The 26,036-nt window shown below is 33.4% G+C and carries 26 protein-coding genes, 1 pseudogene and 2 other annotated features; all 27 genes and pseudogenes read left to right on the forward strand.

Annotated elements, in window-relative coordinates; translation table 11 throughout:
• The first annotated feature begins 105 nt into the window (after positions 1-105).
• Positions 106-1,545 carry a Y-family DNA polymerase gene (locus ABUA27_RS05505; RefSeq protein WP_349820383.1) on the forward strand — a complete coding sequence of 480 codons (1,440 nt, stop codon included), beginning with the start codon at positions 106-108 and terminating at the stop codon, positions 1,543-1,545.
• Positions 1,542-1,946 (forward strand): YolD-like family protein, encoded by a 405-nt coding sequence (locus tag ABUA27_RS05510; protein ID WP_129981876.1) that lies wholly within the window; start codon positions 1,542-1,544, stop codon positions 1,944-1,946. The genes ABUA27_RS05505 and ABUA27_RS05510 overlap by 4 nt, the downstream gene beginning before the upstream one ends.
• Positions 1,947-2,063: 117 nt before the next feature.
• Positions 2,064-3,959, forward strand: coding sequence for a molecular chaperone HtpG (gene htpG / locus ABUA27_RS05515; protein ID WP_331900403.1), 1,896 nt, complete (start codon positions 2,064-2,066; stop codon positions 3,957-3,959).
• Positions 3,960-4,001: 42 nt separating this feature from the next.
• Entirely contained in the window at positions 4,002-4,244 is a 243-nt protein-coding gene (locus tag ABUA27_RS05520; protein ID WP_349820384.1) for a hypothetical protein, read from the forward strand.
• A gap of 126 nt (positions 4,245-4,370) precedes the next feature.
• Positions 4,371-4,574 (forward strand) — a binding site (T-box leader).
• Between the two features lie 53 nt (positions 4,575-4,627).
• Positions 4,628-5,371, forward strand: coding sequence for a transporter substrate-binding domain-containing protein (locus tag ABUA27_RS05525; RefSeq protein WP_129981879.1), 744 nt, complete (start codon positions 4,628-4,630; stop codon positions 5,369-5,371).
• A gap of 70 nt (positions 5,372-5,441) precedes the next feature.
• Positions 5,442-6,125, forward strand: a complete 684-nt coding sequence (locus ABUA27_RS05530) for an amino acid ABC transporter permease (protein ID WP_022424769.1) — start codon at positions 5,442-5,444, stop codon at positions 6,123-6,125.
• Between the two features lie 7 nt (positions 6,126-6,132).
• Entirely contained in the window at positions 6,133-6,858 is a 726-nt protein-coding gene (locus tag ABUA27_RS05535) for an amino acid ABC transporter ATP-binding protein (RefSeq protein ID WP_117458609.1), read from the forward strand.
• A 22-nt stretch (positions 6,859-6,880) separates the two neighbouring features.
• Positions 6,881-7,999 carry an aminotransferase class I/II-fold pyridoxal phosphate-dependent enzyme gene (locus tag ABUA27_RS05540; protein ID WP_317374028.1) on the forward strand — a complete coding sequence of 373 codons (1,119 nt, stop codon included), beginning with the start codon at positions 6,881-6,883 and terminating at the stop codon, positions 7,997-7,999.
• A gap of 103 nt (positions 8,000-8,102) precedes the next feature.
• Entirely contained in the window at positions 8,103-8,513 is a 411-nt protein-coding gene (locus ABUA27_RS05545; protein WP_238634558.1) for a Fur family transcriptional regulator, read from the forward strand.
• Positions 8,506-9,441, forward strand: a complete 936-nt coding sequence (locus tag ABUA27_RS05550) for a metal ABC transporter substrate-binding protein (RefSeq protein WP_349820385.1) — start codon at positions 8,506-8,508, stop codon at positions 9,439-9,441. Before ABUA27_RS05545 ends, ABUA27_RS05550 begins: the two co-directional genes overlap by 8 nt.
• A complete protein-coding gene (locus tag ABUA27_RS05555) occupies positions 9,438-10,088 on the forward strand; it encodes a metal ABC transporter ATP-binding protein (protein WP_288834985.1) in 651 nt (216 codons plus the stop codon). Before ABUA27_RS05550 ends, ABUA27_RS05555 begins: the two co-directional genes overlap by 4 nt.
• Positions 10,088-10,906, forward strand: coding sequence for a metal ABC transporter permease (locus tag ABUA27_RS05560; RefSeq protein WP_192924045.1), 819 nt, complete (start codon positions 10,088-10,090; stop codon positions 10,904-10,906). The genes ABUA27_RS05555 and ABUA27_RS05560 overlap by 1 nt, the downstream gene beginning before the upstream one ends.
• Positions 10,907-10,966: 60 nt before the next feature.
• Entirely contained in the window at positions 10,967-11,254 is a 288-nt protein-coding gene (locus tag ABUA27_RS05565; RefSeq protein WP_117459770.1) for a post-transcriptional regulator, read from the forward strand.
• 116 nt (positions 11,255-11,370) lie between these two features.
• Positions 11,371-12,984, forward strand: a complete 1,614-nt coding sequence (gene recJ / locus ABUA27_RS05570; RefSeq protein ID WP_349820386.1) for a single-stranded-DNA-specific exonuclease RecJ — start codon at positions 11,371-11,373, stop codon at positions 12,982-12,984.
• 89 nt (positions 12,985-13,073) lie between these two features.
• On the forward strand, positions 13,074-13,586 hold the full coding sequence (locus tag ABUA27_RS05575) for an adenine phosphoribosyltransferase (RefSeq protein WP_117459774.1): 513 nt from the start codon (positions 13,074-13,076) through the stop codon (positions 13,584-13,586).
• Positions 13,587-13,748: 162 nt separating this feature from the next.
• Positions 13,749-15,965: a RelA/SpoT family protein gene (locus tag ABUA27_RS05580; RefSeq protein ID WP_349820387.1), complete on the forward strand. Its 2,217-nt coding sequence runs from the start codon at positions 13,749-13,751 to the stop codon at positions 15,963-15,965.
• Between the two features lie 37 nt (positions 15,966-16,002).
• Positions 16,003-16,190: a binding site (T-box leader), on the forward strand.
• 36 nt (positions 16,191-16,226) lie between these two features.
• A complete protein-coding gene (gene hisS, locus ABUA27_RS05585; RefSeq protein WP_129982061.1) occupies positions 16,227-17,507 on the forward strand; it encodes a histidine--tRNA ligase in 1,281 nt (426 codons plus the stop codon).
• Positions 17,500-19,266, forward strand: coding sequence for an aspartate--tRNA ligase (aspS, locus tag ABUA27_RS05590; protein WP_129982059.1), 1,767 nt, complete (start codon positions 17,500-17,502; stop codon positions 19,264-19,266). Before hisS ends, aspS begins: the two co-directional genes overlap by 8 nt.
• Positions 19,244-20,317 carry a M24 family metallopeptidase gene (locus ABUA27_RS05595; RefSeq protein WP_129982058.1) on the forward strand — a complete coding sequence of 358 codons (1,074 nt, stop codon included), beginning with the start codon at positions 19,244-19,246 and terminating at the stop codon, positions 20,315-20,317. Before aspS ends, ABUA27_RS05595 begins: the two co-directional genes overlap by 23 nt.
• Before the next feature lie 166 nt (positions 20,318-20,483).
• Positions 20,484-21,017, forward strand: a complete 534-nt coding sequence (locus ABUA27_RS05600; RefSeq protein WP_349820388.1) for a hypothetical protein — start codon at positions 20,484-20,486, stop codon at positions 21,015-21,017.
• Between the two features lie 175 nt (positions 21,018-21,192).
• The gene (locus tag ABUA27_RS05605) at positions 21,193-21,492 is read left to right on the forward strand and encodes a hypothetical protein (protein ID WP_349820389.1); all 300 of its coding nucleotides are present in this window, start codon (positions 21,193-21,195) and stop codon (positions 21,490-21,492) included.
• Between the two features lie 153 nt (positions 21,493-21,645).
• On the forward strand, positions 21,646-22,134 hold the full coding sequence (locus ABUA27_RS05610; RefSeq protein WP_129981906.1) for an N-acetyltransferase: 489 nt from the start codon (positions 21,646-21,648) through the stop codon (positions 22,132-22,134).
• A complete protein-coding gene (locus tag ABUA27_RS05615) occupies positions 22,124-22,783 on the forward strand; it encodes an HAD family hydrolase (RefSeq protein WP_129981907.1) in 660 nt (219 codons plus the stop codon). Before ABUA27_RS05610 ends, ABUA27_RS05615 begins: the two co-directional genes overlap by 11 nt.
• Positions 22,784-22,785: 2 nt before the next feature.
• The gene (locus tag ABUA27_RS05620; RefSeq protein ID WP_287845550.1) at positions 22,786-23,412 is read left to right on the forward strand and encodes a DUF4261 domain-containing protein; all 627 of its coding nucleotides are present in this window, start codon (positions 22,786-22,788) and stop codon (positions 23,410-23,412) included.
• Positions 23,413-23,490: 78 nt separating this feature from the next.
• Positions 23,491-24,801, forward strand: a complete 1,311-nt coding sequence (locus tag ABUA27_RS05625; RefSeq protein ID WP_287514395.1) for a UDP-N-acetylmuramate--L-alanine ligase — start codon at positions 23,491-23,493, stop codon at positions 24,799-24,801.
• Positions 24,802-25,051: 250 nt separating this feature from the next.
• Positions 25,052-25,474: pseudogene (locus ABUA27_RS05630) on the forward strand (RNA-guided endonuclease InsQ/TnpB family protein); the annotation flags it as partial.
• A 193-nt stretch (positions 25,475-25,667) separates the two neighbouring features.
• Positions 25,668-25,982 carry a DUF948 domain-containing protein gene (locus ABUA27_RS05635; protein WP_349820390.1) on the forward strand — a complete coding sequence of 105 codons (315 nt, stop codon included), beginning with the start codon at positions 25,668-25,670 and terminating at the stop codon, positions 25,980-25,982.
• Positions 25,983-26,036: the final 54 nt, after the last annotated feature.

The following is a 26,036-nucleotide window of genomic DNA, read 5'->3' on the forward strand; positions in this document are numbered from 1 at the left end:
CCGTACGTACGGTGCAACGGGAGGCACAGAAATAATAATTAATCTCAGTATTGATATTATTTCCTGTCTACCCTATTATAATACATATCTCAAGGAGGTGATAGTATGGCACATGTTCCCACATATCTTGCAATAGATATCAAATCATTTTATGCATCTGTAGAATGTCTAGAAAGAGGACTCGATCCACTAGACACCAATCTTTTTGTTGCAGATGCCTCACGTACAGAAAAAACAATATGCCTTGCCGTCTCTCCAAGTTTAAAAGCCTATGGTCTTCCTGGACGTGCAAGATTATTTGAAGTCATTTCTAAACTAAAAGAACTCAATCATCAAAGAGAACCACTTGAGGGAAGTTCTTTTCTTGCATCAAATCTTAATAAGAATAAACATAAAGCTATAGATTATATTATCGCAAAACCGCGTATGTCCCTCTATCTTGAATATTCGACACGTATTTACTCAATCTACTTAAAGTATTTCTCTCCTGATGATATTCATGTCTATTCTATTGATGAAGTCTTTATTGATGCCACGCATTATTTAGATACTTATGAGTTAGATGCTTTTCATCTTGTTCAAAATATTATTTATGATATATATAAAGAGGTAGGTATTACTGTGACTGCAGGGATAGGAACTAATCTCTATCTTGCAAAAGTCGCGATGGATATAGTTGCCAAACATAAAGAACCAGATGAAAAAGGAGCACGCATTGCTTATTTAAATACTTATGCCTATAGAAAGCTTTTATGGTCTCATACGCCTTTGAATGACTTCTGGAGAGTAGGTAAGGGTATTTCTACTAAACTGAATAATATCGGTTTATATACAATGGGAGATATCGCAAGATGCTCATTAGAAGATGAAGAAAAACTATACAATCTATTTGGAGTCAATGCAGAACTGCTTATTGATCATGCCTGGGGCTGGGAACCTTGTACCATGGCAGCCATTAAAGCCTATAAAGCACCTTCTAAAAGTATTGGAACAGGGCAGGTATTATCATGTGCTTATGATTATAAGAAAACTGAAATTATTTTAAAAGAAATGATAGAATCCTTAAGCATGGATCTCTTTGAAAAACATCTGGTGACTAATAAGCTTGTCCTTACAATTGGCTATGATATTGAGAATATGAAGGATTATCGTGGAGAAATCATGGAAGATCGTTATGGAAGAAAGCTTCCAAAGCATCTCCATGGAACAATTAATCTAGATAGATATACATCTTCTTATGAGCTCATGTGCGATGCCTTATTACGTTTCTATCACTTACATATTAATCATGCACTTACAATAAGAAGAATTCAGCTCAATGCAACACAGGTAAGAAGTGATGATATTCCTGTAACTTATAAACAGCTTTCTTTATTTGATGAAGAAAAGATAGAAGTGGATTTATCTAAAGAAAAGAAATTGCAGAGTGTCACACTTGATATTAAGAAGAAATATGGTAAGAATGCCTTACTTAAAGGCACTGATCTTCAGGAAGGGGCCACAACTAGAGAAAGAAATAAGATGATAGGAGGGCATAATGCATGAATTATGACGATATAATCAATATGAAACATCCTACTTCTATAAATCATCCAAGAATGTCCATGAATAATAGAGCGGCTCAGTTTGCACCCTTTGCAGCTCTTAAGACACATGTAGATAAAATAAGTGAAGCAGGAAGACTTACTACTCAAAAAAGTATATTAGATGAAGATCAAAGACAAGTATTAAATAGAGTACTTAACAATCTACTTATTAATAAAAAAGAACATCTTTCTATCATGATAGATTATTTTGTGGAAGACGAGTATAAAGAGGGTGGGTCTTATGCAACAGTAAGAGGTCAGTTTAAAGATATTGATGAAATCAATAAAAGAGTGATACTACTAGATAAAACAACCATTCTCATCGATGATATTTATCATATAAGTATACTAAAGGATTAAGACTGATTCATTTGGGTCTTTTTAATTGTTTAGCACTCAAATATTGACAATGCTAATAAAGGTGTGTATACTGTCTTTAGCATTTAAAATACTAGAGTGCTAAAGGAGCGTAAAAAAATGTCAGATAAGAAAGAATTTAAAGCAGAGTCTAAAAGACTCCTCGATTTAATGATTAATTCTATTTATACTCATAAGGAAATCTTCTTAAGAGAATTGATTTCGAATGCCAGTGATGCAAGTGATAAGCTTTATTATAAAGCATTACAAGAAAATATTTCTGGTTTCTCAAGAGAGGATATGGCTATCAACTTAATTGTTGATAAGGAAAACAGAACCCTTACAATTGCAGATGAAGGGATTGGTATGAATAAAGAAGAACTAGAAGAACATTTAGGTACTATCGCAAATTCTGGCTCTTTTGAATTCAAGAATGCCTTAGAAAAAGGTGTCAGTGATGTAGATATCATTGGTCAGTTCGGTGTAGGTTTCTATAGTGCCTTCATGGTGGCTGATGAAGTAGATGTTTATTCTAAGAAATATGGAGAAGATAAGGGTTACTTATGGAAGAGTGATACAAGTGATGGTTATACTGTTGAAGAAGCTGAAAAAGCAACACATGGTACAACTATTGTACTTCATTTAAAGAAAGATACTGAGGAAGAAGATTACAGTAAATATCTTGATCAGTATGAAATCGAAAGACTTGTTAAGAAATATTCAGACTATGTTCATTACCCAATCAAGATGGATGTCACTACTTCTAGAAAGAAAGAAGACAGCGATGAATATGAAGATGTTGTAGAAAACAAGACTTTAAACTCACAGGTTCCTTTATGGAAACGTCAGAAGAAAGATATTACTAAAGAGGAATATGATGAATTCTATAAGGCTAAATTTAATGATTTTGAAGCCCCTCAAAGAGTGATGCATAATACTGTAGAAGGTGCTGTCTCTTATACTTCACTATTATTTATTCCTTCTAAAACACCTATGAATTACTATTCACAGGACTATAAGAAAGGCTTACAGCTTTATTCACGTGGTGTCTTTATCATGGATCATGCTGAAGATTTAGTGCCAGAACACTTCAGATTTGTGAAAGGTTTAGTTGATTCACAGGATTTAAACTTAAACATCTCTCGTGAAATGTTACAGCATGACAGAAAGATGAAAGTCATGGCTAATAAGATTGAAAAACGTATCCAGACTGAACTTGAAAATATGTTGAAGGATGATCGTGATGAATATGTGACTTTCTTCAAGAACTTTGGTATGCAGTTGAAGTTTGGTATCTATAATAGCTATGGTATGTTGAAGGATAAGCTTCAGGACCTACTTATGTTCTATTCTTCTGATAAGAAAGAACTTATAACATTAAAGGAATATGTTGAAGCTATGCCTGAAGATCAGAAGGAAATCTATTTTGCTTCTGGTGAAACAGTAGAAAAATGTGATTTATTACCACAGGTAGAATCTGTTAAATCTAAAGGCTATGATGTTTTATATATGACTGATAATGTAGATGAATTCTGCTTACAGATGATGAGAGATTATGATTCTAAGACATTCAAGAATGTCACTCAGGGTGATTTAGACTTAGAAACAGAAGATGAAAAGAAAGAACTTGAACAGAAGACTGAAGACAATAAGCCATTACTTGAAATCGTTAAGAAGGCTTTAGGTGATAAGGTACAGGATGTTAAGTTATCTCATCGTTTAAAATCTCATCCAGTATGTCTTGCCAGTGGTGATGGTGTATCATTTGAAATGGAAAAGGTATTAAACCAGATGCCAGATGCACAGGGTGTGAAAGCAGGAAGAATTCTTGAAATTAATCCAGATCATGATTTATTTAAATCATTACAGTCTGTCTATGAAAAAGAACCTGTAAAGATTGATGAATATGCGTCTATCCTATTTGATCAGGCACTATTAATTGCTGGATTCTCAATTGATGATCCTGTAGAATTCTCTAATAAGATCACAAAGCTTATGATTGAGGCTTCTAAATAACAATTCAATTTGATATAATGAGAGCAGAAAAGAGGGATTTTTATGAAATTATTCTTATCTGCTCTTTGTTTATGTGCGAGCGGATTGTTAATATATGTTTCTTATAAATTGATTTATGCTTATAAAATGATTGATCAGTTCCATGATGCATCATTAAAATGGATTGAAGCATTAAAAGAGAAGGATGAAGACTTAGAAAACATCCAGGCTATCTTATCTCAATATGAAAAACCAATTGATTTTATGTATAAAGTTTTTCATAAAATACATTCATTTCTGAAATAAATCATTTAAAGTTTGCGATTAACATAAATATATATAGAAAATGTTGTTTTTATATAAAATTATGAAAAATATCATTTTTATTGTTGACAATTAAAATCGTCTGACTATAATAAGACACATACATAAGAAAACTCAATGACAAAGAGAGTAGTTTAACTAGAAATCTAAGCGAGCTGGCGTAGGTGAGAGGTCAGTATGGAAAGTTAGATGAACCGCACTTTTGAGAGGATAATCTGAATACATAGGATTATCGGTATTCCGCCTTAAGGATAAGAGAGGATTTAGGAATAAATCAAGAAGAGTGGTACCGCGTTAATTGACGTCTCTTGCGAAAGCAAGAGGCGTTTTTGTTTTCTTAAATTAAAAAAAGGAAGGGCATATTTATGAAAAAATTATTAAGCGTAGTATTAGTTATGTTACTTGCTGTTGGAATGACTGGTTGTGGATCATCATCTAACGGTAAAACTGAATTATTAATTGGGGTATCTCCAGACTATCCACCATATGAATCTTACAACAACAAGAAAGAAATGGTTGGATTCGATATTGATATGACTAAGGAATTAGTTAAAATCATGAACAAGAATGGTGGTAACTATTCTTATAAGTTTAAAGCTTTAAGCTTTGATGCTATTTCATCTTCAATCACTTCAGATCAGGTTGATTTAGGTATTTCTGGTTTCACTTATCATAAAGATTGGAAAAACATTCTTTGGTCTCATGCATATAACACTTCTGAACAGATTGCTTTAGTAAAAGGTGATTCTACTTTCTCCAAAGCTTCTGATCTTGAAGGTAAAAAGATTGGTGCTCAGTTAGGTGCTACTGGTGTAGATGCTGCAAAAGATATTAAAGGTGCTCAAGTTACTACAGTAAAAGATGCTAAGATCTTAGTAGAAACTTTAAAATCTGGTGGATTAGATGCTGTTGTTCTTGATGGTGCAGTTGCTGAAAACTATGCTAAGAATGCTGGTTTAAAGATGATTGATGAACCATTAATCAAAGAAGAAAACATGATCATCACTAAAAAGGGTAACGACAAGTTAATGAAAGACGTTAACAAAGCAGTCGATGAATTTGTTAAATCTGATAAATACAACGAATTAAAAACTAAATGGGGTTGCTAATTTATTAATCACATAAGTGCAGATATGTTCTGTCTGCACTTAATTTTTTATTATTAAGGAGTCAATGCGAATGAAAACAATTATGGATATTCTTACGCCGTCTAATATTCAATTCATGATTTTCACTGGTGCAAAGTACTCTCTATTACTTGCAATAGGGGCTTTATTCTTCGGTGTTATTCTTGGAATTATTGGTGCGGCTTTAAAACTTTCAAAACATTTTGTATTAAGAGCAATTGGAAATATTTATGTAGAAATCTTCCGTGGCACACCAATGCTATTACAGATCATGTTCTTATACTTGGCAGTACCTACTGTTGTTCAGTCTATTACAGGACAAAGATTTCAGGCTGATCCATATGTATGTGGCTTAATTGCTATGAGCTTAAATAGTGGTGCTTATCAGGTAGAATTAATTAGATCTGGTATTTTAGGTGTTGATAAAGGTCAATGGGAAGCATGCGAAACAATTGGTTTAAACTATGTTCAGACTATGCGTTATGTTATTTTACCACAGGCATTTAAACGTATCATTCCACCTCTCATTAGTGAATTTATTACATTAATTAAAGACTCATCACTTATTTTCACAATTGGTGCAGTAGAACTACTTGCCACTGCAAGTGTTATTGGTGCCAATACATTTAACTATCTTGTACCTTTAACTGCAACAGGTGCTATTTATTTAGTAATGACACTTTGTATTTCAGCCATCGCAAGATATGTAGAAGGGAGATTAGCTGTCAGTGACTAACGATATCATGATCCAGGTGGATCACATTACAAAAAAATTTGGTAAATTAAAGGCTGTAGATGATGTATCTCTTACTTTAAAGAAGGGTGAAATTGTCTGCCTTATCGGCCCTTCAGGTAGTGGTAAAAGTACAGTACTTAGATGTATTGATCACTTAGAAAAGCCTGAAGCAGGTTCTATTTATATTGATGGTGCACTTTTAAAGGAAGGTACACCTGAATATAACAAGTTAAGAAGTAAAATGGGATTTGTATTCCAGCACTTTAACTTATTCCCTAATATGACTGTATTAGAAAACTTAACACTTGCACCTCTTAAGGTCATGGGTATGACAGAAGAAGAAGCCAATGCAGTGGCTATCAAGTACTTACAGAAAGTAGGTCTTGAAGATAAGAAGGATACTTATCCTAATAAGTTATCTGGTGGTCAGAAACAGAGAGTCGCAATTGCTAGATCTCTTTGTTTAAATCCAGAAGTCATGCTATTTGATGAACCTACAAGTGCATTAGACCCAGAAATGGTTATTGAAGTATTAGAAGTAATGCAGGATCTTGCAAAACAGGGTATGACAATGATGGTTGTGACTCATGAAATGGGATTTGCTAGAACTGTTGCAGATCGTGTGATTTTCTTAGAAAACGGAAAGATTGTAGAAGAAAATGATTCAGAAACTTTCTTCTCTCATCCAGAAAGTGATAGAGCGAAAGATTTCTTATCTAAAGTTATGCATTAGTTATTAAAAGGAGAAAGAAGACGTGTATTTAAAGGAATTTGATGTAGAAACATGGATGACGAACCATGAACAAAATTGTCAATACAATTTAGCTGATACATGTGTATCTGATATGTCTATTCATGAATTAGAGTCATTGATTCATAAAGATCTTATGAGTGATCTTATGCATATGCGTATGGATTATGGACCAATTACAGGCTCTGATTGTTTAAAAGATGCTATTCTTTCTTTATATAAGACAGGTACAAGAGATAATATTGCAGTCGCTCATGGGGCAATAAATGCTAATGAACATGTGATGGATACTTTATTAAATAAAGGAGACCATGTCATTGCATTAACACCTTCCTATGAACAGTTCTATTCTTATCCGGCATCAATTGGATGCGAGTATGATCTAGTAGAACTTAATGAAGACAATAACTGGGAACCTGTCATAGATGATTTTAAGAAGCTTATTAAACCTGAAACAAAGATGTTTATATTAAATAGTCCTAATAATCCGACTGGTACTGTTATTAAACAATCTTTAATGGAAGAATTGATTGAACTTGCTAGAAGTCATTCTATTTATATTCTTGTCGATGAAATCTATCGTGGTATGAATAATACTCTATGTGATAGTATTTCTGATATGTATGAATTAGGTATTGCGACAGCCTCTTTATCTAAAGTCTATTCCTTTGCAGGACTTAGACTGGGATGGATCAAAGGACCTAAACAACTTATTGATGAAATCAATTTTAGAAGAGATTATACAATCATCTCTACTGGTCCATGGAATGATTATTTGGCCACAGTTGTATTACAACATAAAGATTTAATACTTGATAGAAGTAGACATATCATTCTTGAAAATAAGAAAATATTAAAAGAATGGCTTGAAAAAGAAGACTTAGTAGAATGTGTCATACCAGAAGATGGTACTGTATGTTTCTTACATTATTTATTTGATATGCCCTCAAAAGAATTATGTGAGAAATTACAAAATGACACTGGTGTATTCTTTGTGCCAGGTATGGCATTTAATAAGGAATACCATTTGCGTTTTGGTTTTACTTCAGATTCAAAAATAATCAAGGAAGGCTTAGAAACATTCTCTTCCTGGATTCATTCGCATATTACAGAAGCAGAATAAACTGCTTCTTTTTTATTATATGCAAATCATTTGCATATTCATTGACATAGGAATAAGAATCATTATAATACAATTTGCAAGTCATTTGCATAGGAGGTATTCTATGAAACAATATCGTACAAAATACAAAGAATGTATTATTGAATATATGAAGAATAATGAAGATCATCGTTTATGTGCTAAAGATATTTATCAGGCGTTAGTTGATCAGGGATTAAGTGTGAATCTAGTCACAGTTTATCGTAATCTAGATAAACTATCACAGCAGGGACTTATACAAAAACATACACTTTCAGAAGAAGATAGTGTGTATTACCAATATGCAAGAGAAGAAAAGTGCAATCACCATCTTCACTTATTATGCAAGAGATGTGGTAAGATTGCGCATTTAGAATGTGATTTCATGGATATCATTCGTACACATTTATTAGAGGACCATGGTTTTGAAATTGATTGTAAGGATTCTACAATTGTGGGCTTATGTAAAGAGTGCAGGGAGGCTATCCATGCTTAAAAAGATAAGTTTGTTTATTCTCTCTTTATTATTAATGACAGGTTGTACAACAGAAACTAGAAAGAAGCCATTTAATATCGTTGTCACTAACTTTCCTTGTTATGATTTTGTTCGTGCAATTACTAAAAATGATCAAGATATATCTATAAAGATGCTTATTAAACCTGGTATGGATTCTCATTCTTATGAACCCTCACCACAAGATATGGTTGCGATTAAAGAGAGCGATTTATTCTTTTATGTAGGTGGAGAATCAGATGAATGGGTGGATAGCTTGCTAGCTGATATGGACTCTAAAAGAATAGTTAAAATGTTGGATCTTGTGTCTCATCTTCAGCATGAAGAACACGTTGAAGGGATGGAAGAAGAAAAACATGAAGAACATGATGAACATGAAGAAGAATATGATGAACATGTCTGGACAAGTCCTAAAAATGCAATGGAAATTGTTTCTGGCTTAAATAAGAGAATGTGTGCACTCGATCAAAAACATGCATCAAAGTTTAATGAGAATACAGAAAACTATATTAAACAGATTGCATCTGTTGATTCTAGTTTTAAGCAAATAGTCAAGCAGGCAAATAGAAAAGATATAGTTGTAGGAGATCGTTTCCCTTTGCTTTATTTTGCGAAAGAATATGGTCTTACATATAGTGCTGCATTTCCAGGATGTTCTGAACAGACTGAACCAAGTGCATCTACTATTTCTTATTTAATTGATAAGGTCAAGAAGGATCATAATCCTGTTATCTTTAAGATTGAATTATCCAATGGACAGATTGCTCGTACTATTTCTGAAGAAACAGGTGCAAAAGTACGTACTATTCAAAGTATGCATAATGTGAGTGCAGAGGATTTTGATAATGGTGAAACATATGTTTCAATCATGCGTAAAAACGCAAAGGCAGTAAAGGAGGCACTTCAATGAAGACATTTATAAAAGTAGATCATTTGCATCTAGGTTATGATAATCAAGAAGTAATCAATGATCTTTCTTTTGATATAAATCAAGGTGATTTTATTACTGTACTAGGACAAAATGGTGCAGGTAAAAGTACCCTGATTAAAGGATTGTTAGGACTTATTAAGCCAATGGAAGGGCAGATTACATATTATATAAATGAAAGAGAAATAGGTTATATGCCTCAAGAAACAAAGGTGGATCGTCATTTTCCTGCTTCAGTATATGAAATAGTCTTATCAGGCGCATTAAATAGAGTAGGGTATCGTCCTTTCTTTAATTCAAAAGAAAAGAAACTTGCAGTAGAATGTTTAAAAATACTTCATATAGAAAACCTTAAAAACAATTCTTTTGGGGAACTATCTGGAGGGCAAAGACAGAAGGTCTTACTTGCAAGAGCACTATGTGCAACAAGAGAATGTTTAGTACTTGATGAACCTTCTAATAACTTAGACTATGATTCTAAAGAAGAATTCTATACTGTTTTAAAAGAACTTCATCAAAAAGGTTTAACAATTATCATGATTACTCATGATTTAGCGTCTCATGAAGTGATTGGTAATAAGATTCTTCATTTAGATAAAAATAACTATAGAATGGAGGAAGTTAAATAATGAATACATTACTCCATATGTTTAACTATACATTTATTATTCGTGCTTTTATTGTTGGCTTACTTATTTCATTATGTGCTGCAATGTTAGGCGTAAATCTTGTCTTAAGAAAGAATGCGATGATCAGTGATGGTTTATCCCATGTCTCTTTTGGAAGTTTTGCGATTGCGACAGTATTAGGAGTGGCACCACTTTATTTAGCTGTACCAGTAGCAGTGATTGCGGCTGTAATGATACTAAAACTTAACAACAATCATCATATTCATGGTGATGGTGCTATTGCGGTTTTATCATCTAGTTCACTTGCGATTGGTATTATGGCTATATCACTTACAAAAGGTGTGAATACAGATATCAATAACTACTTATTTGGTAGTATCCTTTCGCTTAATAATCAAGATATGATTATAAGTGTTGTTTTATCCCTTATTGTACTTATTCTTTATATTTTCTCTTATCATAAGATGTTTGCATTGACGTTTGATGAAGATTTTGCGAAAAGTACTGGTATTAACGTAGAATTCTACAACATCATTATCGCAATACTTTGTTCACTTACAATAGTATTAGGTATGCGTATGATGGGGGCACTTCTTATTTCAAGTTTAACAATTTTCCCATGTCTTACATCCATGTATTTCTGCAAGGATTTCAAGCATGTAGTAATTTCTTCTGCCATCCTTTCTTCTATTTGTTTTATTGTAGGATTATCTATTTCATACCTCTATGCAGCCCCAACTGGAGCGTCTATTGTAATTGTGAATTTAGTTGTTTTATGCATTACACAGCTTATTCATTATGTCACTACAAAATCATAATTAAGTCTTTTCATCGCCTCACAATTCTTATATAATGAGTATTCGTGGGAGCGTAAGAATATGGATATAGATTTATCAAAACCGCTTCCTGATGAAGTTGTATTTATCCTTCAAGCAAAAGCCTATGAGTTTCAGAAGGATGGCGTAGAAAAGATTGTTGCAGCAGAAATTGAAGATTATCTCAGAAACGTAGTATGGAGAAATAAAATCGCTATTACTTTTTGTGATATGATTGATGATATTATGTCTTTACAGTTCTCTACAATTTTTGAATATCTACAAGCTAAAGTCATTAAGGAAGCAGAAACTAAAAACTTAGCAGACTTTCAGAGTCTTATCATGAAATAACTTATTATTTCTATTAAAAGTGGCCTAAAAGCCACTTTTTGATTAGAACACTTATTTTGACTTTCATCTCTATATTGTTTAAGATGAATAGGTAGTAATTTTTTAAGAGGTTAATTATGAAATATAAAACGATAAAACTAAGTCATACTAATGAAATTATACAGACTTATGGTGTTAATTCTTTGATGGCTAAAGTAATAGAAAGTAAAAAAATAGATCAAAAACAATTTAAATCCTTTATGGATCCTCATCTTATTTATCATGATTTTTCTTTATTTGAAGAAGCAGATGAAACATTAGAACGTATTGAAGAAGCAATCGCAAATAAAGAAAAAATCTGTATTTATGGAGATTATGACTGTGATGGTATTCTAGCAACCACTATTCTTGTACAAGCTTTTCATGAAAGAGGAGTAGAAGTTGGATATCATATTCCTAATCGCTTTACTGATGGTTATGGGCTTAATACAACAAGAGTAGAACAGATGGCAGAGAAGGGCTACTCTCTCATTATTACTGTAGATAATGGAATCAAAGCATTTGATGCAGTAGAAAAAGCAGGAGAATTAGGTATTGATGTTATTATCACTGATCATCATGCCTTTGATGGTGAAGTACCAGTTGCTTATTCAATCATTCATACTAAAATGTCTCCTAAATATCCATTTAAAGAGATATGTGGTGGTTTTATTGCCTATAAGCTTGCAGCAGCTCTTTTAAAGCATCATGACCCTTATTTATTTACTCTAGCTTCTATTACAACTATATCTGACATGATGCCATTACTAGATGAAAATAGAAGTTTAGTAGGACGTGGTTTACAGTTTATGAAGCAATATAAATACCCCTCTTTAGAACTATTAAAAGGGAGTAGAGACTATAATGCCACAACTATAGGTTTCACAATAGCTCCCCGTATTAATGCCTTTGGACGCTTACCAGAACTAGTGAATCCTGTATATTTAGTTAAATATTTCTTAAAAGAAGCAGACTCGGCCTACCAAGAAAAGATTTCTAATTATGCATCTAAAATCAACTCTAAAAGACAATCATTAACCACTTCTTTATATAAAGAAGCAGTGACTGATACATCTTCACCTTGCTTATTTTATGGCTCAGAAAATATGCATGAAGGATTAGTAGGTCTAGTGGCAGGTAAATATACAAGAGAATATGAACAGCCAGCCTTTGTCATGCATTATAATCCTAAAGAAGAAATATATAAAGGAAGTGCAAGAGGAATTGATGGCTTTAATATTTATAATTTCTTTACTCATCATGAAGATCTTTTTGTGCAATATGGAGGTCATGCAAAAGCAGGAGGCTTTACTATTACTAAGTCTAACTATCCTTTAGTCTATGATGCCCTTATGAATGATATAAAAGGATGCCATTTTGAAGCCAGTGAGTCAGTTATTCCTATTACACTCACAGATACAACAATTTCTAATGTTGAGTCACTTGATTTACTTGCCCCTTTTGGTGAAGAAAACAAAGCACCATTATTTATTCTAGAAGATGTATCATGTCATCAAGTAGACCGTTTATCTGAAGGAAAACATTTAAAGTTTCATTTAGGAGATAATCAGGTCTCTGCCCTTGCTTTTAATAAAGGACAATTATATGATGAACTTGTTCATAAAGATTCTATGACTCTAGTTGGTACGTTATCTATCAATGTCTTTAGAGGTAATAAATCTATTAACTTTATTGTTGAGGATATCTTATAATTTAGTTAATCTGTAAGGATTTATTTTTAAGATTTTATGTTATTCATTGTTTTGTGATGATATAATAATATTGTATAGGAGGATTCGTTATGGATTTTAAACAGCATATTGCATCTATTCCAGGATTTCCAAAGGAAGGAATTATCTTCAGAGATGTAACACCTTTATTAGAAGATAAGGATGCATTCAAAGCTTGTATTGATGATTTAGCAGCACATGCAAAGGATTTAGGGGTTGACGTAGTTGTAGGCCCTGAATCAAGAGGGTTTATCTTTGGATGTCCTGTTGCTTTAGAATTAGGATGTGGCTTTGTACCAATCAGAAAGCCAGGTAAGTTACCTAGAGAAACTGTCAGCAAGAAATATGATTTAGAATATGGATCAAATGAAATCTTCATGCATAAAGACAGTATTAAGCCAGGTATGAAAGTATTAATCGTTGATGATTTACTTGCAACTGGTGGTACCGTAGAAGCTGCTGCTGCACTTATTGAAGAAATGGGTGGAGAAGTTGTAGGTATGGAATTTGTGATTGAATTAGAAGAATTAAAAGCTACTGAAAAACTAAGTAAATACAACATCTATTCACAGGTTAAATACTAATAGAAACTCCTTTTGGAGTTTTTTTATTTTGTTTGTATTATTCATAAACGAATAGTAAATATCAGAATAAATGAAGTGATATTTGTATTATTCCTTTCTTAGTCTCTTCATGTTAGTAGTGAATTATGTTATAATTGAGATGATACACGAGGGGGTGTTATTATGAAATATAAAGGTGCAGGGGACCTAATGAGTTACGACGACGTCCTTGCTCTTGTAAAAACATATATCACAAAAGAAGAAAGTTTAGCCCTGATTCAAAAGGCTTATGACTTTATTATGGTGAAGCATAAGGAACAGAAAAGAAGAAGTGGTGAACCTTATACAATTCATTTGATCTGGGTTGCTTATATTCTTGCAACATTACAGACTGGACCAATTACTATTGCAGCAGGACTTCTTCATGATGTTATGGAAGATTGTGATGTGCCTCGAGAAGAAATGGTTGAGAGATTTGGTGAAGAAGTTACTACTCTAGTAGAGGGTGTTACTAAGATCACTAAGATGCCTTATATGGAAGAAAGTGATTTCCATGCTGAAAATCATCGTAAGATCTATATTGCGATGGCTAAGGATATTCGTGTTATCTTGATTAAATTAGCTGATAGACTCCATAATATGCGTACGCTTCAATATATGAGACCGGATAAGCAACAGCGTATTTCTAGAGAAACATTAGAAGTCTATGCGCCAATTGCGCATCGTTTAGGTATTAATGATATTAGAGTAGAACTAGAAGATTTATGCTTATTATATCTTGATCCTAAAGCTTATAAAGAAATTGCGGCACTTCTTGATAAGAAGAAGAGTGAAAGAAAAGATTCTGTTGATGCAATGATTAAGTCAGTTGAAAAGAACTTAGAAGGAACTGGCATCAGTTATCGTATTAAGGGTCGTGCTAAGCATATTTATTCTATTTATAAAAAGATGGTTTATAAGCATAAGCGTTTTGATGAAATCTATGATTTGAATGCTTTACGTATTATTGTACAAACTAAGAATGAATGTTATGAAGTATTAGGTATTATGCATGAGAAATATCGTGCGATTCCTGGACGTTTTAAGGATTATATTGCCATGCCTAAGCCTAATATGTATCAGTCATTACATACATCTGTGATTGGTGAAAAGGGCTATGTATTTGAAATCCAGATTCGTACTGAAGATATGGATGAACTCGCTGAAAGAGGGGTTGCATCTCATTGGCGTTATAAAGAAGGTAAGAAGTATAATGCGAAACAGGAACAGAAGGAAATTGGAGAAAAGCTTCAGTGGATGAGTGAGTTCATTACTGTAAGTGATGAAATGAAAGATAATGAAGCTAAAGATTTTTATAATACGTTACAACGTGATATCTTTGAAGCCAATGTTTATGCTTTAACACCTGCAGGTCGTATTGTAGAATTACCAAATGGGTCTACACCGATTGACTTTGCATATCGTGTTCATACAGAAGTTGGACATCATGCGGTTGGAGCAATTGTGAATGGTGTTATGGTTCCTTTTGATACCAAATTAAGAACAGGTGATATTGTAGAAATCAAGACTAATAAGAATTCTGGTCCAAGTGAAGGCTGGTTGAAGTTTGTAAGAACAGCGGGTGCTCGTAATAAGATTCGTCAATATATCACAAAACATGAAGAAGAAAATAAGAAACAGATTATTGAAGAAGGAAGAAGACTTCTTAGAGATGAAATCAGAGCAAGACAGCTTGATGAAAAGACTTATATGAGTCCTGATACTTATAGAACTTATCTTGGCTCATTTGGCGCCAATACATTTGATGATGTACTCTTTGCATTAGGTAAGAAGCATGCGACTGCTTCTACACTTCTTGATAAAGTGGCCCCACAAAAGAGAGGATTCTTTGATAACTTGTCTCAAATCCTTCGCCACAACAACAATATTCAGGAATTAAATAAGAAACATGAGAAGAGTATTGGTGTGGCAGTCACTGGTGTAGATGGATTAAAGATGCAATTATCTAAATGCTGTAATCCTATTCCTGGTGACAAGATTGTTGGTTTTGTATCTAAAGGACAGGGAATCAAGATTCATCGTGCGGATTGTCCAAATGTCAAGAGTGTCGTAAAAGGACGTTTGATTGATGTTTATTGGGATTATCCTAATATTGAACAGAAGCGCTTTAATGTGGATCTAGAAGTCGTTGGATTAGATCGTCCTAATTTATTAAGTGATATTGTGACATGTTTAAGTCAGGTAAAGGTCAATATTCTTAAAATCAATGCGAACATCATGGATTTAGATGCTCATATTCGTTTAACATTATCTGTAGAGAATGCAGAAATCTTACAGAATACAATTGATAATATGAATAAAGTACAGGGTGTTGCAGAAATTCGCCGTGTAATTCATTAGTGACTTGAATTAAATATACTTTTGATTTATAATCACCTTATATTCAGTGAAGAAGATTAAGTAATGGACATTGATAGAGAGGTCATGGCTGGTGGAAATGGCTAATGAGAAGTTATGGGACACTTTGGAGAATGCTTTAAAAAAGCACGTTGGTAACGTTATAACTAAGTAAAGTGCATGATTTATTCATGAACTAAGGTGGTACCGCGTATTAACGTCCTTAGATTAAGGACGTTTTTTATTTTTATAAAGGAGGAACTCATGAAATACAATAGACCAAGAGGGACAGTAGATATTACCCCTGAAAATTCAGAAAAATGGATTGAAATGGAACAGCTATTAAGAACTGTTGCCGCAAATTACAACGTAAAAGAAATGCGTACACCAATCTTTGAACACACAGAATTATTTAGCCGTGCAGTTGGTGATACGACAGATGTAGTAACTAAAGAAATGTATACATTTAAGGATAAGGGAGATCGTTCTCTTACTTTAAGACCAGAAGGAACTGCAGGTATTGCAAGAGCATATGTAGAAAATAAGATGTATGCTTTACCTGAAAAGTTACAGAAGGTTTACTATATGGGACCAATGTTTAGATATGAACGTCCACAAAATGGTAGACAGAGACAGTTCCACCAGTTCGGTGTAGAAATGTTAGGTGTTGAATCACCATACGTAGATGTTGAATGTATGTTGATGGCAGTGACTATCGTTGAAGCATTAGGTATTAAGAATATCAAATTACATATTAACTCATTAGGTGATGATGAATCAAGAACTGCATATAGAGAAGCTTTAAAGAATCATTTCAGACCAGTGCTTAATGATTTATGTGAAGACTGTCAGGCACGTTTTGAAAAGAACCCATTAAGAATTCTAGACTGTAAAGTCGATGCGAAGAATCCAGTCATGGCTTCTGCTCCTCGTACAATTGATTATTTAAGTGAAAAAGCGAAAGTACATTTCGATAAAGTCTGCAGTTTATTAGATGATTTAGAAATCGAATATGTTGTAGATACGAATTTAGTAAGAGGATTAGACTACTATTCTCATACAGTATTTGAAATCATCAGTGATGATCCAAAGTTAGGAGCTGGTTCTACTGTTGGTGGTGGAGGACGCTACAATGGCCTTGTTGAAGAACTTGGAGGTCCTGCAACTCCTGGTGTAGGCTTTGCATTTGGTATGGAAAGATTGATGCTTGCATTAGATGACGAAGAAGATGAAGAAAATGGTATTGATGTTTATGTTATGCCTCTAGGTGATGAAGCAAGAGATTTAGCAATGCAGATCATCACAATGCTTAGAGCAAACGGCTTTACTTGTGATATGGATTATGCAGGTAGAGGCTTAAAAGGACAGTTCAAGTCTAGTGACCGTTTTGGTGCACATCTTTCTATTATTATTGGTGAAGATGAAGTAAAGGGTGAATATGTTAATATTCGCTGCAATCATTCTAAAGAACAGAGTGAAGTTAAATTAGAAGATATTTTAAGTTATATTGAAAATCATTATGAAGGAGATCATGAACATGAATAGAACTCACAACAATGGAGAACTAAGAATCACTGATGTCAATAAAAAAGTAGAACTTATTGGCTGGGTAGCTAAAAAGAGAAACTTAGGTGCTTTAGTCTTTGTAGACTTAAGAGACCGTCATGGTATTACACAGGTAATCTTTGATGAATCATTCAATGAACAGTTAAAGGATGTTAAGAACGAATATATTCTTGACATCAAAGGGACTGTCGTAGAAAGAAGTTCTAAGAACCCAGATATGCCAACTGGTGATATTGAAATCCAGGCTGAAGAAGTAAAGATTGTCAATAAGGCAGCGACTACTCCTATGATTATTGCGGACGAAACTGATGCCTTAGAAGAAACAAGAATGAAATATCGTTATCTTGATTTAAGACGTCCAGCTCTTCAAAAGAACATCATGAGACGTGCTAAGATTGTCAGAGCTATTCATGAATATTTAGATAGTGAAGAATTCGTAGAAATTGAAACACCATATTTAAATAAATCTACACCAGAAGGTGCAAGAGACTTCTTAGTACCTTCACGTGTACATAATGGCTCATTTTATGCATTACCACAGTCTCCACAGTTATTTAAGCAGTTATTAATGGTAGCTGGTTTTGAACGTTATTATCAGATTGCTAGATGTTTCCGTGATGAAGACTTACGTGCTGACCGTCAGCCAGAATTCACTCAGGTGGACGTAGAAATGAGTTTCATGAATACTGATCAGGTTATTGGTATTGGTGAAGGCTTAATCAAGAAGGTTATGAAAGATGTTATGGACATCGATGTTCAGTTACCATTCCCAAGAATGACATGGCATGATGCAATGGAAACTTATGGAATCGATAAGCCTGATACACGTTTTGATTTAAAGCTTGTTAACTTAAATGAAACAGTGAAGGATGTTGACTTTACGGTATTCAAGAGTGCGCTCGAAGCAGGAGGACATGTAAAAGGTATTAATGTCAAGGGTGAAGCAGATAACTATTCACGTAAGAAGATTGATGCTTTAACTGAACTTGCTAAGAAATATAAGGCTAAAGGTCTTGCTTGGTTAAAAGTGACTGATAAGGGTGTATCTGGGCCTATTGCTAAGTTCTTTACTGAAGAACAGATGAGCGCTTTATTAGAAAAGATGAATGCTGAGGTAGGAGACTTATTACTATTTGTGAGTGATACTCATTACATGGTTGTATGTGATGCTCTTGCAGCAATCAGAAATCATTTAGGTAAAGAATTAAAGTTATATGATCCTCGTCAGTTCAACTTCTTATGGGTTGTTGATTTCCCAATGTTTGAATATTCTGAAGAAGATGGAAGATACTATGCAATGCATCATCCATTCACTCGTCCAAAGGATTCTGATCTAGATAAGATTGATACAGATCCAGCAAACTGCTTAGCAGATGCTTATGATATCGTCTTAAACGGTTTCGAACTAGGTGGTGGATCTCAGAGAATCTATGAAGAAGAATTACAGGATCGTGCCTTCAAGGCTTTAGGATTCACACAGGAAAGAATTGATGCACAGTTTGGCTGGTTTGTGGATGCATTTAGATACGGTGCACCACCACATGCTGGATTCGCATTAGGATTAGACCGTTTCGCAATGTTACTTTGTGGATGTGATTCTTTAAGAGACGTTATTGCCTTCCCTAAGAATACAAGTGCAACTTGTCCAATGTCAAAAGCACCTACACCAGTAGACAATGATCAGTTAAAGGACTTAGGAATTGAGGTTACTGAATATGAATCAGAAGAGAATAAATAAAGTATTAGAAAAAATGGAAGAAAGAGGCATTGACTATCTATTAGTCACTGACCCTGTTTCTATCGATTATTTATTAGATTATGTCAATCATCCAGGTGAAAGAATGTATGTTATGGTTCTTTCTTCTAAAGGAAATCATCAGTTATTCTTCAATAACTTATTCTATGTGGGAGAAGACTTAGGTATGCCTATTACTTGGTTTGATGATACAGATAATGGTCCAGCATTACTTGCAGATTATTTAAAGGATGCAAAAGTGATTGGTGTAGATAAGAATATGCCAGCACGTTTCTTAATTCCTGTACAGGATCGCGTCAACGCTAAATATGTTTTAGGATCACTATGCGTAGATGAAGTAAGAATGCAGAAGGATGATGAAGAAAAAGCACTCATGTTTAAAGCAAGTGAAATGAATGATACAGCAATGGCTGAAGTAAAAAGATTACTTGCAACAGATAAGACTGAAATTGAAATGGATGAAGCATTACTTGCTTACTACAAGTCATTAGGTGCATCAGGTCATTCATTTAGTCCAATCATGGGTTATGGTGCCAATGGGGCGAACCCTCATCATTCATGCGATGATAGCCGTTTAAAGCCAGGAGATTCTATTATCGTTGATATGGGATGTATCTATAAAGGATATTGTTCTGATATGACAAGAACATTCTTCTATAAAGAAGTATCCCAAAAGCAGAAAGAAGTATACAATCTTGTATTAAAGGCAAATGAAGCAGCTGAAGCTGCCATCAAGCCAGGTATGAAATTATCTGAAATTGATGCAGTCGCAAGAAATATAATTACTGAAGCAGGTTATGGTAAAGAATTCAATCATCGTTTAGGTCATTTCATTGGTAAAGATGTACATGAATTTGGTGATGTATCTTCTGTCAGTGATATTATCGCAAAGCCTGGTATGATTTTCTCAATTGAACCTGGTGTTTATTTACAGGGTGATTTTGGAGTTCGTATTGAAGACTTAGTTATGGTCACTGAAGATGGCTGTAAGGTATTAAACAGTTATCCAAAGGAATTAACTGTAATTGAATAATTCATGTAGAAAGGATAGTTAGGATGTTTCCTGGCTATTCTTTTTTTGCTTGTTGAAAGATTTATTGAAAAAGTGAAAAGAGTTGAATACATCGATATATATGTACATAATTAGTTATATAAAGGTTGTATATGATTATGTATTGAATATAAGGGGGTGTTTTACAATGAACAATAATCGTAGACAAGCACAATTTTTACTAAGAAGTATAACTGATGATGTCCCACAACTTTTATTAGAAGAGAATAATTTAGTTTTTAGAAATGAATTGAAAGAAGATATTTTGATTCCTTGCAGTAGTATTATAAGCATTAAGATTTTACCTATTAATAGAATCTATAATCCCTCTGTTGGACTTTTAAAACATGGAATGAAAGGGTTCATGGCACAACGTAATGCGGGAGTATTTAGTGTTTATTTTAATTATTATGTAGATTTGAATGTTGTGACTACTACAAATACTTATTTATTTGAAAGTCTTGATCTTGAGAATGCATCGAAGTTTATTATGAAATTAGATGAAATCATCAAGGTTATTGATGATGTGAATCTTATTGATTTATTCAAAACAAAATCGATTAATGAATTGAAGGAATACATGGATCAGCATTATAAAGATTGGGCCAAAAAATATAATTTGGAAAATCCACGTACGACATTAGATGAAAACATGATAAGATTAGCACATAATAAGAACTAGTCTCTTTTTGAAAAGGAAAATAATAATAAAACAGTATGATTTCAGGTTTGACACAGAGTTGATCAAATCATTAATAGGAAAAACTTTCACAAAATACAAACATGCAGATTTCATCATTACAGATTCTGGGACAGGTATTTTGGGATTTGAGATTAATCAACAGGTATTTAAATTAGTGAACGATTATGAGGCGTTAGATTATTTTGGATTAGATGGTGAAGCAACAATACTAAGTATTTCTACATCCAATTGGACAGCAGTAGAATCAAGGTTTAATAATGATATCAAAGAAACATATATTGATGAGGTAGTACAGAAAATCATTCTAGTCAATGATCATACTTTTTCTAAAAATTATGATATGTGGGAAACGAAAGCTATTGTCTTCTGCTATGAAAATTTTGAAATCTGTTTTGAAAAACAGGATTGTTGGTTTTCAATGGAAATTGAAATCCATAAAGAACGTGATACGTAGAATGTGATAGATGATGGTAAAGATATATTGAATGATTTTGATGAGAATTCATCTGTTACAATAGAAAGAACAATAGTAGAAATTGTGTAATATGGGGGTCTGGATTTTTTCAGACCCTTTTTTGTGTTATGATATAAATCAGAGGGGTTAACTATGGAAATAAAAAAAGCAGATAGGGCTCATATAGTTGAAATAATGAGTCTTTACAAAGATGCAAAGATATTTATGGATAATCATGGCAATAAAGATCAGTGGCCTGTAGGTTATCCTTCAAAAGAGTTGATTACTAAAGATATAGATAAGATGTATTTATGCATGTATGAAAATCAAATTGCGGCTGTTTTCTATTATGCGATAGAAGAAGATCAAGCTTATAAGGAAATCGAGGGACAATGGCTCAATGATGCACCTTATGGTGTGGTACATCGTGTTGTTTCTGCACATATTGTAAAAGGGGCCTGCAAGTTTATCTTGAACTGGGCTTATAGTCAGATTCCTAATTTAAAGATGGATACTGGAATCAAAAATATCCCTATGCAGAATTTATTAGAATCTTGTGGATTTAAACAGTGTGGAAAAATAGTCAATACGCAAGGAATAACATGTCTTGCATATCAAAAAGGAGAAACAAATGAAATATAAATGTTTAATACTAGATCATGATGATACAATTGTAGATAGCACACGTACAGTGAACTTTCCTGCATTCTTAGACTCATTAAGTAAATTGCGTCCTGGTGTTACTATGACTTGTGAAGATTATTTTAAGTATAATTATAAGCCAGGTTTCACTGCATTATGTTTTGATATACTAAAGTTCACTGAAGAAGAAATGCATATACAGGAAAATAACTGGCAGTCTTATATTCGTGATCATGCCCCTGTCTGTTTTGATGGCATTCATGATTTATTATGGCGTTATGTAAATGAAGGTGGCACTATCTGTGTTATTTCTCATTCAATGAAGCATACAATCATTCGTGATTATAAGAATAATGATTTACCAGAGCCTTCTATTATATATGGCTGGGAATTACCTCCTGAAAAGCGTAAACCATCTATTTGGCCTGTTGAAAGCATTATTGAAGAACTTCATTTAAATAAAGAAGATGTCTTGCTTGTAGATGACTTATTACCAGGCGTACAGATGGCACGAGACGCGCATATTGATGCATGTGGAGCTGGATGGGCTCATGATATCAAGGAAATTAAAGAAGATATCAAGAATAAATGTACTTATTATGTTGAGTCTGTAAAAGAGTTAGAAGACTTATTGTTTGAGGGAGAGTAAAGATGGAATTAGACGCATTTTTATTAGTAAAAGAACCATTCAATGAAACTAGTAATTATATTAATCAACCATTAGATGACAAAGTACGTCTTAATGCAGCTTTAAGTAACTTTATGTGGGAAGAAGCAGATGCATATACTAAAAACCATACTGGAATGATTCATATCCATAAGACAATTGAAACTATTCAGACAGACTGTCCTTTGTTTGTAGAAGAAGTATGTTCAAATATTGATGAGAATGTTGTAGGAGTTTATATGAATGATGTCATCTATGAACCATCTTTTTATCAAACAATGGCCAAGATGATTGATCAGGATATGTTTCCTATTTATAACGTCATCTGGTTTGGTTTATATCCATTAGAAAATGGGGTAGGGGCTTATACAGATGGTCTTGAAAAACTCGGCTATCATGAAATAGAAGTCTCTTCTATTGGTGAACCTATGGCTGTATTAGACTTCATTAAAGACACTGCACTCTATGTTATTATGAACAATGTGGTATTTAAAGATGGTGAAACTATTGGGCTCACTATTGAACAGGTATTGACTATTTATTTGGGTGAAAGTGAGATATTTGATACACCAACTTTTAGGATAGACGATCCTTTTCTTACCAATTTATGAAAATACTTTCATTTTTAAGTGATATCTATGTAATCATTATTTAATTTGTGTTAATATATTATCGAGGTGACAAAATATATGTATTATTTTATAGGTATTAAAGGTTCAGGAATGGCTTCTCTTGCAAGAATTTTATATGATTTAGGTTATGAAGTCGCAGGAAGTGATATTGATAAGTATATCTTCCTTGAAGATGGCTTAAGAGAAAGACATATTCCTATTTATTCATTTAATAAAGACAATATTAAAGACGGTATGGATGTTATTGTAGGGAATGCATTTGATCGTTCTAATGAAGAAGTGGCTGCTGCAGAAGACAATCCTAATGTAACAATTCATCACTATTATGATTTCCTAGCTAAGCTTATGGATGATCATATTACTATCGGTATTGCAGGTACACATGGTAAGACTTCTACTACAGGTATGGCTTATCATTTATTTAAAGACTATGATAAGACAAATGTATTAATTGGTGATGGTACTGGTTATGCTACTAAGGGAGCTAAGTATTTCGTTGCTGAATGCTGCGAATATAAAGATCATTTCTTATGGTATCATCCAGATTATGCTTATATCAACAACATTGAAATGGACCATGTAGACTATTTCAAGTCAATGGAACAGTATGAACAGTCTTTTGAAAAATATGCCAACCAGGCTAAAAAGGCTATTGTCATCTGGGGTGATGATCCTCATCTTCCACATTTGAATTATACAAAGAGAGTTGTAAAATTCGGTGTAAAAGACGGTAATGATGTTCAGGCTAAAAATGTGATTAATAATGAAAAAGGTCTTTCATTTGATGTATATATCTATGGTGATCTTTTTGGACATTTCACTCTACCATTCTATGGTATGCATACACTTTATAATACATTAGGTGTTATTACTTTAGGTTATCTTGAAGGTATGGACTTTGATTATATGCAGAGTCAGTTAAGTACATTTAAGGGAACTAAGAGACGTTATGCAGTGAAAGAAGTAGGCAATAATGTATATGTTGATGACTATGCACATCATCCAACAGCTATTAAATATGTAATTGAAGAAACAAGAACACGTTTCCCTGGCAAGCAGATTGTTGCGGTTTATCAGCCAGATAGATATTCTCGTGGCTTAAGATTTGCGAAGGATTATGCACGAATCATGGATACAGTTGATCATCCATATTTTGTGGATTTCCCTAAAAATGCGCCAAAAGAACCAGGAATCGATATTGATGTCAGTGTTATTACTAAGAACCTACCTCGTTCTAAGGTAGTGACTGAAGATGAAGCAGGTGCAAAAGAATTAGCTCAATATGATAATGCAGTATTCTTATTTATGAGTCCTAAGGATATTTATAAATTAGAAGAATTAGTTATTAAGGAAAAAGAAAAGGCATAGGAGAAAATCTAAGTAACTGAATATATTGACTGTTGTGTTTAAATGTGCTCATAGAAGAACGTTAAAATGAACACATCAAATAACAAAAAATTATAATCCAAAGGATTTTGCTGTTATCTCTAATGGCAAGACTTATAAGAACATCAATAAATCTACAAAATTAAAGAAGTTTGAAAAAAGCTTGTTCGAGAACAGAGAGGTCTTTCTCGAAAGTATGAAAATCTAAAGAAAGGAGAGTCTACTCAAAAAAGAAATATACGAAAAACAAAGGCTTAAGATACAGAAACTTCATCAGAGAATTGATAACATTCGTACTGATTACATCAATAAGATAATCGCAGAGATAGTGAAAACCAAGCCATCTTATATAACGATTGAAAATCTAAACGTATCAGGAATGATGAAGAACAAGCATCTTTCAAAGGCAGTTGCTTCGCAGAAGCTTTATGAATTTAGATCAAAGCTTTTAGCTAAATGCAAGGAGAACGGAATTGAACAACGAACAGTAGATAGATGGTTCCCATCATCTAAGACATGTCATTGCTGTAAAAGTATCAAGAAAGATTTAAAGCTTTCAGATAGAATTTTCAGATGTGACTGTGGTTATATCGAAGACAGAGATTTCAATGCTGCACTTAATCTGAGAGATGCTACGACTTACGAAGTTGCATAAACAAACGCAAACGTAGGTATGTACCGAAGGCTACTTCGGGAATTTACGACTATGGAGTGTACAAGAACTTGTGAGTAGATTTGATTTTTGTCAATCCAAAGCATACACAATAAAATAGTAAGTAATGTTCGTGAGAACTTACATTATCTCGATGTGAGTATATTTAATCACATTTTGAGTGGCAGGAGATCCCATGGATATCTTAACAATTTGTCTATGTATTCTAGTGCTCGCTGGTGTATTTGCATTAGTGTCTCTAGGAGTATTTCTTATCCATGCACTTACAACTTTAAAAGATGTCAGTCATTTGGCACAACATTTAGAAACAACTGTTTCTAAAGTAAATGTCACAGTGGATGATATCAACTATAAAATGGATAAGCTCAATGAACCTATCAACGTGGTAAGTGGTATTTTTAATAAGAAGAGATCAAGCGCAGGTATATTAGGAACGGTATTAGGCTTGAAAAATATCTTGAAGAAAAAAGGTAGAGTCAAAAGTTTATGAAAAACTTGATGAATGACAGATTTCAGGGCTCGATGAACGATGCGATATCATTCA

Origin of the sequence: Catenibacterium sp. RTP21428st1_D7_RTP21428_210409 (assembly GCF_040227455.1) — a bacterium.
Taxonomy (GTDB): Bacteria; Bacillota_I; Bacilli_A; order Erysipelotrichales; family Coprobacillaceae; genus Catenibacterium; species Catenibacterium mitsuoka_A.

What these genes read in the sequence shown, in the direction of transcription:
- ABUA27_RS05505 (WP_349820383.1), top strand. Translation starts at nt 106, where the DNA reads ATGGCACATGTTCCCACATATCTTGCAATAGATATCAAATCATTTTAT.
- ABUA27_RS05510 (WP_129981876.1), top strand. Translation starts at nt 1,542, where the DNA reads ATGAATTATGACGATATAATCAATATGAAACATCCTACTTCTATAAAT.
- htpG (WP_331900403.1), top strand. Translation starts at nt 2,064, where the DNA reads ATGTCAGATAAGAAAGAATTTAAAGCAGAGTCTAAAAGACTCCTCGAT.
- ABUA27_RS05520 (WP_349820384.1), top strand. Translation starts at nt 4,002, where the DNA reads ATGAAATTATTCTTATCTGCTCTTTGTTTATGTGCGAGCGGATTGTTA.
- ABUA27_RS05525 (WP_129981879.1), top strand. Translation starts at nt 4,628, where the DNA reads ATGAAAAAATTATTAAGCGTAGTATTAGTTATGTTACTTGCTGTTGGA.
- ABUA27_RS05530 (WP_022424769.1), top strand. Translation starts at nt 5,442, where the DNA reads ATGAAAACAATTATGGATATTCTTACGCCGTCTAATATTCAATTCATG.
- ABUA27_RS05535 (WP_117458609.1), top strand. Translation starts at nt 6,133, where the DNA reads ATGATCCAGGTGGATCACATTACAAAAAAATTTGGTAAATTAAAGGCT.
- ABUA27_RS05545 (WP_238634558.1), top strand. Translation starts at nt 8,103, where the DNA reads ATGAAACAATATCGTACAAAATACAAAGAATGTATTATTGAATATATG.
- ABUA27_RS05550 (WP_349820385.1), top strand. Translation starts at nt 8,506, where the DNA reads ATGCTTAAAAAGATAAGTTTGTTTATTCTCTCTTTATTATTAATGACA.
- ABUA27_RS05555 (WP_288834985.1), top strand. Translation starts at nt 9,438, where the DNA reads ATGAAGACATTTATAAAAGTAGATCATTTGCATCTAGGTTATGATAAT.
- ABUA27_RS05560 (WP_192924045.1), top strand. Translation starts at nt 10,088, where the DNA reads ATGAATACATTACTCCATATGTTTAACTATACATTTATTATTCGTGCT.
- ABUA27_RS05565 (WP_117459770.1), top strand. Translation starts at nt 10,967, where the DNA reads ATGGATATAGATTTATCAAAACCGCTTCCTGATGAAGTTGTATTTATC.
- recJ (WP_349820386.1), top strand. Translation starts at nt 11,371, where the DNA reads ATGAAATATAAAACGATAAAACTAAGTCATACTAATGAAATTATACAG.
- ABUA27_RS05575 (WP_117459774.1), top strand. Translation starts at nt 13,074, where the DNA reads ATGGATTTTAAACAGCATATTGCATCTATTCCAGGATTTCCAAAGGAA.
- ABUA27_RS05580 (WP_349820387.1), top strand. Translation starts at nt 13,749, where the DNA reads ATGAAATATAAAGGTGCAGGGGACCTAATGAGTTACGACGACGTCCTT.
- hisS (WP_129982061.1), top strand. Translation starts at nt 16,227, where the DNA reads ATGAAATACAATAGACCAAGAGGGACAGTAGATATTACCCCTGAAAAT.
- aspS (WP_129982059.1), top strand. Translation starts at nt 17,500, where the DNA reads ATGAATAGAACTCACAACAATGGAGAACTAAGAATCACTGATGTCAAT.
- ABUA27_RS05595 (WP_129982058.1), top strand. Translation starts at nt 19,244, where the DNA reads ATGAATCAGAAGAGAATAAATAAAGTATTAGAAAAAATGGAAGAAAGA.
- ABUA27_RS05600 (WP_349820388.1), top strand. Translation starts at nt 20,484, where the DNA reads ATGAACAATAATCGTAGACAAGCACAATTTTTACTAAGAAGTATAACT.
- ABUA27_RS05610 (WP_129981906.1), top strand. Translation starts at nt 21,646, where the DNA reads ATGGAAATAAAAAAAGCAGATAGGGCTCATATAGTTGAAATAATGAGT.
- ABUA27_RS05615 (WP_129981907.1), top strand. Translation starts at nt 22,124, where the DNA reads ATGAAATATAAATGTTTAATACTAGATCATGATGATACAATTGTAGAT.
- ABUA27_RS05620 (WP_287845550.1), top strand. Translation starts at nt 22,786, where the DNA reads ATGGAATTAGACGCATTTTTATTAGTAAAAGAACCATTCAATGAAACT.
- ABUA27_RS05625 (WP_287514395.1), top strand. Translation starts at nt 23,491, where the DNA reads ATGTATTATTTTATAGGTATTAAAGGTTCAGGAATGGCTTCTCTTGCA.
- ABUA27_RS05635 (WP_349820390.1), top strand. Translation starts at nt 25,668, where the DNA reads ATGGATATCTTAACAATTTGTCTATGTATTCTAGTGCTCGCTGGTGTA.